Origin of the sequence: Escherichia sp. E4385 (genome assembly GCF_963883145.1) — a bacterium.
Classification (GTDB): Bacteria; Pseudomonadota; Gammaproteobacteria; order Enterobacterales; family Enterobacteriaceae; genus Escherichia.
This window is the reverse complement of sequence record NZ_CAWOOJ010000013.1, coordinates 434,913-446,164: the sequence shown is the minus strand read 5'-3', so window position 1 is coordinate 446,164 and position 11,252 is coordinate 434,913. Positions and strand designations below refer to the sequence as shown.

11 protein-coding genes are annotated in these 11,252 nt (G+C 53.3%); all 11 read right to left on the bottom strand.

Features of this window, described 5'->3' with window-relative positions; all coding sequences use genetic code 11:
* Window positions 1-47 precede the first annotated feature (47 nt).
* Entirely contained in the window at window positions 48-443 is a 396-nt protein-coding gene (flhE, locus tag AACS80_RS14250; RefSeq protein WP_167852409.1) for a flagellar protein FlhE, read from the bottom strand.
* Window positions 443-2,521, bottom strand: a complete 2,079-nt coding sequence (gene flhA / locus AACS80_RS14245) for a flagellar biosynthesis protein FlhA (RefSeq protein WP_000066967.1) — start codon at window positions 2,519-2,521, stop codon at window positions 443-445. The genes flhE and flhA overlap by 1 nt, the downstream gene beginning before the upstream one ends.
* Window positions 2,514-3,662 carry a flagellar biosynthesis protein FlhB gene (gene flhB, locus AACS80_RS14240; RefSeq protein ID WP_130208511.1) on the bottom strand — a complete coding sequence of 383 codons (1,149 nt, stop codon included), beginning with the start codon at window positions 3,660-3,662 and terminating at the stop codon, window positions 2,514-2,516. The genes flhA and flhB overlap by 8 nt, the downstream gene beginning before the upstream one ends.
* Before the next feature lie 193 nt (window positions 3,663-3,855).
* On the bottom strand, window positions 3,856-4,500 hold the full coding sequence (cheZ, locus tag AACS80_RS14235) for a protein phosphatase CheZ (protein WP_064529292.1): 645 nt from the start codon (window positions 4,498-4,500) through the stop codon (window positions 3,856-3,858).
* 10 nt (window positions 4,501-4,510) lie between these two features.
* Window positions 4,511-4,900 (bottom strand): chemotaxis response regulator CheY, encoded by a 390-nt coding sequence (gene cheY / locus AACS80_RS14230; protein WP_000763855.1) that lies wholly within the window; start codon window positions 4,898-4,900, stop codon window positions 4,511-4,513.
* Between the two features lie 14 nt (window positions 4,901-4,914).
* The gene (cheB, locus tag AACS80_RS14225; RefSeq protein WP_064529294.1) at window positions 4,915-5,964 is read right to left on the bottom strand and encodes a protein-glutamate methylesterase/protein glutamine deamidase; all 1,050 of its coding nucleotides are present in this window, start codon (window positions 5,962-5,964) and stop codon (window positions 4,915-4,917) included.
* Window positions 5,965-5,966: 2 nt separating this feature from the next.
* Window positions 5,967-6,827 carry a protein-glutamate O-methyltransferase CheR gene (gene cheR / locus AACS80_RS14220; RefSeq protein WP_135410089.1) on the bottom strand — a complete coding sequence of 287 codons (861 nt, stop codon included), beginning with the start codon at window positions 6,825-6,827 and terminating at the stop codon, window positions 5,967-5,969.
* On the bottom strand, window positions 6,824-6,961 hold the full coding sequence (locus AACS80_RS14215; protein ID WP_165383289.1) for a hypothetical protein: 138 nt from the start codon (window positions 6,959-6,961) through the stop codon (window positions 6,824-6,826). Before AACS80_RS14215 ends, cheR begins: the two co-directional genes overlap by 4 nt.
* Complete coding sequence (gene tar, locus AACS80_RS14210; RefSeq protein ID WP_138183837.1) at window positions 6,961-8,616, bottom strand: methyl-accepting chemotaxis protein II; 1,656 nt, start codon at window positions 8,614-8,616, stop codon at window positions 6,961-6,963. The genes AACS80_RS14215 and tar overlap by 1 nt, the downstream gene beginning before the upstream one ends.
* Window positions 8,617-8,761: 145 nt before the next feature.
* Complete coding sequence (gene cheW / locus AACS80_RS14205) at window positions 8,762-9,265, bottom strand: chemotaxis protein CheW (protein ID WP_130218676.1); 504 nt, start codon at window positions 9,263-9,265, stop codon at window positions 8,762-8,764.
* Window positions 9,266-9,286: 21 nt separating this feature from the next.
* Window positions 9,287-11,251: a chemotaxis protein CheA gene (gene cheA, locus AACS80_RS14200; protein ID WP_138183836.1), complete on the bottom strand. Its 1,965-nt coding sequence runs from the start codon at window positions 11,249-11,251 to the stop codon at window positions 9,287-9,289.
* Between the last annotated feature and the right edge of the window lies 1 nt (window position 11,252).

The following is an 11,252-nucleotide window of genomic DNA, read 5'->3' as shown; positions in this document are numbered from 1 at the left end:
TTATGTGTCAAAGGCCGATGTCGCAGTTACGGACATCGGCTTTTTTATCACCGCCGATAATTCACAATCACTTCATTACGTTGTACTTTCAGCGGCGGAATTAACCGCCCACCGCCAGGCACTTCCCAGATAAAGCGCAACGGTTCTGCTGCCGCTATACCGGAAAAAGCCACGGTGGTTCCGCTCTGCCCCTCTAATTCGACACAACGAGATTGTGAGCATAAACGTACCCGCAGTCCCGCGGGGGTCGGACCGATAAGCTGATAATGCCACGCTACCAGCGTCATCAATCCTGAAGCAGGTTGTCGCGTAGAAAGAGGCGCAGACGACATCGACTCACCGCGATGATTTAGCGTAATTCCGACACTACTTGCCTGCCACATCCCCTCCCCGGCGGCTTGCGCAATCACCGGAAACAACAGCATAGCCAATAAGGTTCTCATCATTTACCGCCAATTGTCGCCGTCATGCGGATATGTCGGTTATCAGATAGTTCCAGATTCGACAGCACCACTAACTGCGGCAAGCTGCGGCGCAGGAAGCGAGACAATAATGGTCGCAGCGCGTGGTTCACCAACAATACAGGCGGCGCACCCAGCATCTCCTGACGGGATAGCGCTTCCTGAGTTTGCGCCAGTAAACGATCCGCCAGCCCTGGTTCCAGTCCGCCCCCGCCCTGCAACGCCTGTAGTAACAAACGTTCCAGCGGTGTATCGAGGCCAATAACATGGACTTCATCTTTGCCAGGAAACCACTGCTGGGTAATCGCCCGTCCCAACGCCACGCGCACGACGGCGGTTAATTCATGTGGATCGCTTTGGATGGGCGCATGCTCCGCCAGCGTTTCGAGAATGGTGCGCATATCGCGAATCGGCACCTTTTCATCGAGCAGATTTTGCAGCACTTTATGTAGCGTGGTGAGCGTGACAACACCAGGAACGAGATCTTCCGTCAGCTTTGGCATCTCCTGGGCGACGCGATCCAGCAATTGTTGCGCCTCCTGGCGACCAAACAACTCTGCGGCGTGCTGGCTAATGAGATGGTTAAGATGCGTTGCCACCACTGTGCTGGCCTCAACCACGGTGTACCCCTGAATCTGCGCCTGTTCTTTTAGCGCACTTTCGATCCAGATAGCGTTCAGACCAAAAGCCGGATCGACGGTCGCTTCACCAGGTAACGTCCCGGCAGCGGTACCAGGGTTAATCGCCAACCAACGCCCCGGATAAGCATCGCCACTGCCAATCTCTACGCCTTTCATCAAAATACGATAACGTGCCGGTTGCAGATCCATATTGTCACGAATGTGCACCACTGGCGGCAGGAAGCCCATTTCCTGAGCAAATTTCTTGCGGATACTGCGTATACGGCCCAACAACTCGCCATCTTGTTGGAAATCAACCATCGGGATCAGTCGATAGCCCACTTCCATTCCCAGAGAATCTTCCAGTTGTACATCGTTCCACGTCGCTTCGACAACGGCATTATTCTCTGCCATTTTTACCGGTTTGGGTTCGGCAGGCGCTTTTTGTTCGCGTCCGCGGATCCACCAGGCCAGCCCGAGCAATCCGGCCGTGAACAGCAAAAATACCAGGTTCGGCATTCCAGGCACCAGGCCGAGTAAACCGAGCACGGCTGCGCTTAACAACATAACGCTTGGGTTACTGAAAAGCTGATTCACCATCTGCTCGCCAACATCCTGATCGGTGCTGACACGCGTAACGATGACCCCCGCGGCGGTAGAAATCACCAGTGCCGGGATTTGAGCCACCAGACCGTCGCCAATGGTCAATAGCGTATAACTTTCCGCCGCGTGTCCCATGCTCATGCCATGTTGCAGCACACCGACCAGCAATCCGCCGACAACGTTAATGACCATGATGAGGATCCCGGCGATGGCATCGCCGCGAACAAACTTACTTGCCCCGTCCATTGAGCCGTAAAAATCGGCTTCCTGAGTCACTTCGGAGCGGCGTTTTTTCGCCTCATCTTCACCAATCAATCCGGCGTTCAGGTCGGCGTCAATCGCCATCTGCTTACCCGGCATACCATCGAGAACAAAGCGCGCGCCCACTTCTGCGATACGCCCAGCACCTTTGGTAATGACCATAAAGTTGATGATCACGAGAATGACGAACACCACGATACCGATAGCGAAATTGCCACCAACGAGGAAGTGACCGAACGCTTCGACCACCTTCCCAGCCGCCGCCGCGCCGGTATGCCCTTCCATCAAAATAATACGGGTTGAAGCTACGTTAAGAGCCAGACGCAACAGCGTGGTGAACAGTAAGATTGTCGGAAACGCGGCAAACTCGAGCGTACGCTGGGTAAACATCGCCACCAGCAACACCATAATCGACAACGCGATATTAAAGGTAAACAGCAGGTCGAGAATGAATGCAGGCAATGGCAGCACCATCATCGACAAAATCAGCAAGATCAAAATCGGTCCGGCAAGGATCTGCCATTGTGTCGATTTCAGGTTTGCAGGCAGGCGCAGCATCGCGGCCAGATTACTCATGGGTCGGTTTCTCGTTAATAAAATCCAGGGCTTCCGGCACCGGAAGATGAGTAGGTTGTACAGGGCGCTGTCCACCAGCCAGACGCCAACGTTTCAGTTGCCAGACCCAGGCCAGCACTTCCGCCACGGCGGCATATAGTTGACCCGGTATTTGTTGACCGATTTCAGCATGTCGATACAGCGCACGCGCCAGCGGCGGCGCTTCGAGGGTCGGGACGTTATTTTCAGCGGCTATTTCACGAATGCGTAATGCCACCAGCCCCGCGCCCTTGGCAACGACTTTTGGCGCACTCATTTTGTTTTCGTCGTACTGCAAAGCCACTGAGTAGTGAGTTGGGTTATTGACGATAACGTCCGCTTTCGGCACATCGGCCATCATCCGCCGCCGCGCCGCTGCTCGCTGCATCTGACGGATTCGCCCTTTGACATGAGGGTCGCCTTCGCTTTGTTTGAACTCATCACGAATATCCTGCCGTGACATACGCAGCTTTTTCAGGTGGCTGAAGATTTGGAAAAAGACGTCAAATCCCACCATCGGAATGACACCAAGCACCACCAGCAGTGCGCACAGCCCTACCAGATCCATCGCATTACCCATGGCGGTAATGGGGGACTCCGCCATTAAGCGCATCATTTGCGGCCAGTGGTGCCAGAGATAAAACCCCGTCACACTGCCGACCAGGATGGATTTCAAAATCGCTTTAAGCAACTCCGCACCGGTTTGTGCCGAGAACATCCGTTTAATGCCCGGTAGCGGGTTGAGTTTGGAAAACTTCGGCTGCAAGGATTTGCCGCTAAATACCAGCCCACCCAGCATCACCGGAGAAATGAGCGCCACCAGCACCACGCCGCTAATCAGCGGCAGCAGCGCCAGCATGGCTTCTCTGATCAGCAAAATAATCTGCCCGAGGATCAGGTTCGGGTCATTGATAATACTGTGATCAAAATGCAATCCCGCGGAGAGCATGCCCGACAATCGACGAGCCAGCGACACACCGCCAAACCAGATAACACACACGCCCACTAACAAAATCAGCAGCGACGTTAATTCACGGGAACGCGGGATTTGCCCCTCTTCCCGCGCTTTTTCAAGTCGGTGAGGTGTGGGGGCTTCTGTTTTGTCGTCGCTCTCGTCAGACACGTCGCCAATCCTGGAAAGAGTAATAAGCGTGAATGATGCCAGAGCGCAAAGCGTTCAATGGTTTGAGTAAGGGGTAAAAAAGGCGGGATTTAGGGCTTTTGCTGCCACACATCATGCATAGTGTGCGTTTGTCGGATGCGGCGTCATCCGACCGCCTGATGTGACGCGGCCGCGTCACATCAGGCAATACAAATCAGAATCCAAGGCTATCCAACAAATCGTCCACCTGGTCCTGACTGGCTACCACACCGGCTTTGCTGGTATCAACCTGTGGTCCATTCAGCAAACTCTGGCTTTCACGTTTCGGACGTGCATCCTGTTCTGGGATATTTTCCAGCAGCACCATTAGCAACTGGCGTTCAATCTCCTGAATGACATCCATCATTCGTTTAATGACCTGCCCGGTGAGGTCCTGAAAATCCTGCGCCATCATGATTTCCAGCAACTGCGCATTGGTAAAACCGGTATGCGTCGGCACATCCGCCAGAAATTGCCGTGTATCGGTCACCAGTTCGCGAGCGTCGGCAAGGTCAATGGGATCGGCAAACCAGTCATCCCAGCGTTGGGTTAACGCTTTTGCTGATTTCTCCATGTGATCCTGATGCGGTTGTGAAGCCTCAACACTGTTGAGCGCCCTTTCCGCAGCCTGGGCAGTCATCTGCACAACGTAGTACAAACGATCGCGAGCATCAGGGATGGCTTCCGCCGCTTCTGCAATGGCCTGGTCCAGCCCCAGCTCCCGCAGACTATCGCGCAGCATACGCGTCAGGCTGCCGATGCGCGCAATGATATCGCCAGCAGAATTTTCATCAGCAGGTTTAATTGATGGTTGCATCATAGTCGCATCCTCACATGCCCAGTTTCTCAAAGATTTTGTTGAGTTTTTCCTCCAGCGTCGCGGCGGTAAATGGCTTAACCACGTAGCCACTGGCCCCCGCTTGTGCTGCGGCAATAATGTTTTCTTTCTTCGCTTCCGCAGTCACCATTAACACCGGCAATGCTGACATCGCGCCATCAGCACGAATCGTTTTCAGCAATTCCAGGCCGTCCATGTTTGGCATGTTCCAGTCGGAGATAACAAAACCATATCCTCCCGCCTGCAACTTATTGAGAGCATCGGCGCCATCCTCCGCTTCCTCAACATTATTAAATCCAAGCTCTTTCAGCAGGTTACGCACGATGCGTCGCATGGTGGAAAAGTCATCCACAACCAAAAATTTAAGCTCTTTATCCGCCATCTCACACTCCTGATTTAAATACGTATCGCCTGTCCGGCACTGATTTTTGCCAGCATTTGCTGGCTTACCTGGCTAAGATCGACCACTTCGCAGACGCCACCCATATTGATGGCCTCGCGCGGCATGCCGAACACCACGCTGCTTGCTTCATTTTGCGCAAGAGTCCATGCCCCCGCCTGACGCATTGCTAACATTCCCGCCGCGCCGTCGTTGCCCATGCCCGTCAGGATCACCCCAACCGCATTACGCCCCGCCTGTTTGGCCACCGAATGGAACAACACATCTACCGATGGCCGATGGCGATTAACCGCCGGGCCATCGTGAATTTTGATTTGATAATTCGCGCCGCTACGCGCCAGTTCCATATGCCGATCGCCCGGGGCGATATAGGCATGCCCCGGCAAGACGCGTTCTCCGTCCTCGGCTTCTTTCACGCCGATTTGGCACAGCTTATTTAGTCTGTCGGCAAAAGAGCGGGTAAAACCGGGCGGCATATGCTGGGTAATTAACAGTGCCGGGCTGGAAAGCGGCAACGGTTGCAATACGTGACGAATCGCCTCTGTTCCCCCCGTTGAGGCGCCAATCGCAATCAGCTTTTCTGAGCTCAAGAGCGGTCCGGCCTTCAGCGTTGTCGGTGCCGATAACGGTTTATGCGCAGTAAGGCTTGCCCTTGCTGCTGTACGCACCTTTTCGGCAATCATTTCGCTATACGCCAGCATTCCTTCGCGGATCCCCAGTTGCGGTTTGGTGACAAAATCTATCGCCCCCAACTCCAGAGCACGCAGCGTGACTTCGGAACCTTTGCCAGTCAGAGAAGAAACCATCACTACTGGCATCGGTCGCAAACGCATTAATTTTTCGAGGAAATCCAGTCCGTCCATACGCGGCATTTCGACGTCCAGCGTCAGCACATCAGGGTTGAATTTCTTAATCAAATCACGCGCGACCAGCGGATCGGGAGCCGTCGCTACCATTTCCATGTCACTATGACTATTGATGATTTCTGTCATTATCTGGCGCATCAGTGCCGAGTCATCGACCGACAACACCCTGATTTTGCTCATCGTTAATCCTTACTTAGCGCATACACCGTCTGTCCACGCAATGTGAAGCTGCGCTCAAGGTGGCTAAAGTTTTCAGAGTGACCCGCAAACAATAATCCGTCGGGTTTAAGCAGCGGTACAAAGCGGCGCAAAATCTCCTGCTGGGTCGCTTGATCGAAGTAGATCATGACGTTACGACAGAAGATCGCATCGAACGGCCCCGGCGCAGCGTACTGTTTCGCCAGCAAATTCAGCGGGGAAAAATCGATGTAGTTCGCCAGTGCCTGACGCACACGCACCAGCCCTTGATGCGGCCCTGTGCCGCGCATGAAGTAGCGCTGGAGTTGTTGCGGCGTCAGGTTTTTCAGCTCTTCATGGCGATAAATGCCGCTTCTGGCTTTCTCCAGCACTTCGGTGTCGATATCGCTGGCGAACACTTTCCAGCGTCCGGGCGCGGTGCCCAGCGTGTCCGCCAGCGTCATCGCAATGCTGTACGGTTCTTCACCTGTCGATGCCGCCGCACTCCATACGCGATATTCACCAGAGGCGTGGCGGGCGTGCTCCGCGAGCAATGGGAAATGATGCCCCTCGCGGAAAAATGCCGTCAGGTTTGTAGTCAACGAATTAATAAACGCCTGCCACTCGCCGCTGTGCTGATTAGATTCCAGTAAATTCAGATAATGGCCGAAGTCTGCAAGCCCCAGCGAGCGCAAACGGCGCACCAGGCGGTTGTAAACCATGTCGCGTTTGTGGTCCGCCAGGACTATCCCCGCACGTTGATAGATCAATTGACTTATCCGCCGAAAATGCGCGTCGGAAAGCGCCAGGCGCTCGGTCATCTGTAACAATAAAGACGTTTGCCCGCAGGGCAGAGATGATGTCATAGCGCCTTCTCAGTCACTTCAGGAAACCACTGATTCACCCGTTGTGCCGTTGCCGCCGCTTCTTCTGCCAGTGCGACGTTTTGTTGCATCACCTGATCCATCTGGCTGAAATGACCGAGTGAGTAAATACTCATCAAAATGTTTCCCAGTTTGGATCTTGTTCAGTAATACGCAGTCGCGGCTGTGCGGGTGGTTGTTCAGTGGTTGGACGGGATTGTGGTTTATTCGTTTGCGAGCTTGCAGCCAGACGGAATGTGGAAACTGCTTGCGTTAAACGGCTGGCCTGCTCTTCAAGGGCCGCCGCCGCCGCGGCAGACTCCTGCACCAGCGATGCGTTTTGTTGGGTGACGCGATCCATTTCCGACACTGCCAACGCCACTTGATCGATACCGCGACTCTGTTCATCCGATGCAGAGGCAATCTCGCCCATAATGTCGGTAACACGGGTGACGGCATTGACAATATTCGTCATGGTTTCCCCGGCACTTTCTACCAGCACCGAACCGGTATCAACGCGGGAGGCGGAATCTTCAATCAGCGCTTTGATCTCTTTTGCCGCCTGGGCGCTGCGACTGGCGAGATTACGCACTTCGCCCGCCACCACGGCAAAACCACGCCCCTGTTCCCCTGCTCGGGCGGCTTCAACAGCCGCGTTCAGTGCCAGGATATTGGTCTGGAAAGCAATGCCATCAATAACGCTAATAATGTCAGCAATTTTCTGCGAACTGTCGGCAATTTCGTGCATGGTTTTCACCACACCGTCCACGACTTTGCCACCATGCTGAGCAGTATCGGAGGCACTTTGCGCCAGTTGCGAGGCTTGACGGGCGTTATCGGCGTTCTGTTTCACTGTTGCTGTGAGCTGTTCCATGCTGGCGGCCGTTTCTTCCAGCGCCGATGCCTGCTGTTCAGTACGGGAGGAAAGATCGGTATTCCCCGCAGCAATCTCACGAGTACCAGCATAGATAGCGTCTGAACCTTCTCGCACATGGTTGACCGTGTCAGTCAGAGAGCGTTGCATATGTGAAACGCTCTGTGCCAGGTCGCCCATTTCGCTGCGTCCAGCAATGCTGAGGGTATGCGCCAGATTGCCACCAGCAATTTCCCGGATGTGAGAAATGATCTTCGCTAACGGGTTAAGTAGCATGCGGCGGATGCCGTACCACGCCACCAGCAGAATCAATACCACCACCAGCGCGATAACCGCCAGTTGCCACTGGGCAAATCGGTAATCATCCGCGTTGTCAGTGACGATATCTTGATACCGTTTTTCACTACTGAGGGCGTACTGGGCAAAGGCTTCGCCCATCGCATTTTGCATTCCCTGGGTTGGCTGAGCGAAATAGGCTCCGGTATTGCCATAATCAAGATAATCAATCAGTTCTGTTAATGCTGTGTGATAGTTTTTATATTTTTCGTCGATATTACGACTGGTAGCGACCATTTCAGGTAACGGTGCCATGATTTTGAATTTTTTATAATGGATTGCAGCCTGGGCCAATGTTTTCCTGGCGCTATCAAGCAATTCAACTTTAGCGTTACTTTGTTGATTGGATGAATCCATCATCATCCGCACCGCTGAACGACTCAGGTTAATGCGCGTTTGCAGCATTAAATCCCAGGTTGAGGTCAGCTCGCTTTGTTGTTCCCGTAATTGATTGGAAACCACAAAACTTTTCTGGCTATGGTGAAGAGAAGAAAAAAACAGACTTCCGGAAATAAGCTGTAACAGTGCGAATACCCCCAGCACCATTACCAACAGCGTGACTACGCGGATACGGTTAATCATAAGGCACCTTCCTGAAAACAAGTTGGTTTCGTTATCGGCAGGAAGGAGGGAAACTTTATTTCTGATGCCAGTCATGGCGAAATTAAAATGAAAAACCCGATCCGCAGGGTATCGGGCTCATTTCATTTGAGTACAGCGGGATAAATTATGCGACTTCTGATGCCGTGCTATCCAACAGAGCCATCTCTTCGCTATTCAGCAGTTTTTCGATATTAACCAGAATTAGCATGCGATCGCCCAGCGCGCCCAGGCCGGTGAGGTATTCTGTGGAAAGCGTCACAGCAAATTCCGGTGCCGGGCGAATTTGTTCCGTCGTCAACGAAAGAACATCTGAAACGCCATCTACCACAATGCCGACCACCCGCTGCCCAAGATTCAGAACGATAACCACCGTGTTATCGTTGTACTCCACATCCACCTGGCTGAACTTAATACGCAAATCGATAATTGGCACAATCACGCCGCGCAGATTAGTGACGCCTTTGATAAACGCGGGTGTATTGGCAATCCGCGTAACCTGATCGTAGCCACGGATCTCCTGCACTTTCAGAATATCGATGCCGTACTCTTCGTCACCGAGGGTAAATACCAGAAACTCCTGGCCTGACGGTTCGCTGGCCAGCTTTGTTACATTTGTCATACCGGTCATATTTATTCCCTTTTTACTCAATCAGGCGGCGGTATTCGCCATACGTTGTTCGCGGTTTATCGCCTGCAAGGCGGAGACATCAACAATCAGTGCCACGCTGCCGTCGCCAAGAATGGTTGCAGCAGAAATGCCAGGGACTTTGCGATAGTTACTTTCAAGGTTTTTAACCACCACCTGATGTTGACCAATTAACTGATCCACCAGCAAGGCGTAGCGGCGACCGCCACTTTGCAGAATGACAACAATCCCCTCTGTAGCTTCGGTTTTCGCGCCTGTGACGTTGAACACTTTCCACAGTTCGACGATGGGCAGATATTCACCACGCACTTCCAGTACTCGCTCGCCGCCTGCCAGTGGATGGAGATCGGCTTCACGAGGTTGTAGTGATTCCATGACGGCGTTAAGCGGCAGAATGAAAACTTCGTCAGCAACGCGTACCGACATGCCATCGAGGATCGCCAGCGTTAGCGGCAGTAAAATGCGGATTGTGGTGCCAACGCCCTGCTTCGACTGGATTTCAACGTGGCCACCCATCTCCTGGATATTACGTTTGACGACATCCATGCCGACGCCGCGCCCGGAGACATCGGTGACCTGCTCCGCCGTGGAAAAACCAGGGGCGAATATCAACATCGCCACTTCGTCGTCAGTCATGTTGTCGCTAACGCTCAGACCTTGCGAGGCGGCTTTTGCCAGAATCCGCTCTCGATTAAGCCCCGCGCCATCGTCGGTCACTTCGATGCAGATGTTGCCGCCCTGATGTTCGGCAGACAGGATTAAATTTCCAACGCTATCTTTACCCGCAGCGAGTCGTTTTTCTGGCAGTTCAATACCGTGGTCGAGGCTATTGCGTACCAGGTGGGTCAGAGGATCGATAATGCGTTCTATCAGACTCTTGTCGAGTTCGGTGGAACTGCCCACCAGCGTCAGTTCCACCTGTTTGCCAAGTTTACCCGCCAGGTCGCGCACCAGCCGGGGATAGCGGCTAAAGACATATTCCATTGGCATCATGCGAATCGACATCACTGATTCCTGCAAATCGCGGGCGTTACGTTGTAACTGCCCCATGCTGGTAATCAAATCCCCATGATTCACCGGGTCCAGTTCACTGGAGCGCTGGGCCAGCATCGACTGAGTAATCACCAGTTCGCCAACGAGATTAATCAGCTGATCAACCTTCTCAACCGCCACGCGGATGCTGCTAGATTCGCTACCGCGCGACGTTTTTTCCCGTTCCACTCGCCCTGCTGGTGCTTGTTCGGCTGCCAGTTTAAGTACCGGTGGCGGGGATATTTTGGGCGCGGACTCTACTGTTTCGAAGGTAATCTGATCGGCCTCAATCACAAAACAGAGCACCGCTTTGATGTCATCTTCGGCGATGTCGCCCGGTAATATTGCCGAGAGAGAATCCGCCCCCTTCACCACATCAGTTAACGTTGTCAAATGACCCAGCTCTTCTTCCAGGAGATCGACTTCTCCCGCCTTCAGACGCGAAAGTAGAATTCGTCGCGGCGACTCACTGTTACCCTGTTCATCTTGCGGTTCACTTTTGGCAACCACACTTAACCGGGCCATGGCGGGTGTCGATTCGCCTTTCGCTTCTATTGCCAGTTGACGTAAGGCCTGGCAGATATAGTCAAAGCTGGCGGCATCCGGCTCTTGCGACTGTTTATAAGCGTCGAGCTGTTCCTGCATGATGTCCTTCGTTTCCAAAAACAGATTGATAATGTCGGTGTTAAGCAGCATTTCACCGCGTCTGGCTTCGTCGAGCAGGTTTTCCATCAGATGCGTGGTTTCCTGCAATACGCTAAAGCCAAAGGTTCCCGCCCCTCCTTTGATGGAGTGGGCCGCACGAAAGATGGCATTCAATTGTTCGGCATCTGGCGCTTCTGGCTGTAAATTCAGCAGATGCTGCTCCATATCGGCCAACAGTTCGTCCGCTTCATCAAAAAATGTCTGGTAAAAATCGCTTATATCCATGCTCACG

Bases quoted from the DNA above. Each gene is read 5' to 3' on its own strand.
- tar (WP_138183837.1), bottom strand. From the start codon at position 8,616: ATGATTAACCGTATCCGCGTAGTCACGCTGTTGGTAATGGTGCTGGGG.
- cheZ (WP_064529292.1), bottom strand. From the start codon at position 4,500: ATGATGCAACCATCAATTAAACCTGCTGATGAAAATTCTGCTGGCGAT.
- cheY (WP_000763855.1), bottom strand. From the start codon at position 4,900: ATGGCGGATAAAGAGCTTAAATTTTTGGTTGTGGATGACTTTTCCACC.
- AACS80_RS14215 (WP_165383289.1), bottom strand. From the start codon at position 6,961: ATGAGTATTTACTCACTCGGTCATTTCAGCCAGATGGATCAGGTGATG.
- flhE (WP_167852409.1), bottom strand. From the start codon at position 443: ATGAGAACCTTATTGGCTATGCTGTTGTTTCCGGTGATTGCGCAAGCC.
- cheB (WP_064529294.1), bottom strand. From the start codon at position 5,964: ATGAGCAAAATCAGGGTGTTGTCGGTCGATGACTCGGCACTGATGCGC.
- cheR (WP_135410089.1), bottom strand. From the start codon at position 6,827: ATGACATCATCTCTGCCCTGCGGGCAAACGTCTTTATTGTTACAGATG.
- flhA (WP_000066967.1), bottom strand. From the start codon at position 2,521: ATGAGTAATCTGGCCGCGATGCTGCGCCTGCCTGCAAACCTGAAATCG.
- cheW (WP_130218676.1), bottom strand. From the start codon at position 9,265: ATGACCGGTATGACAAATGTAACAAAGCTGGCCAGCGAACCGTCAGGC.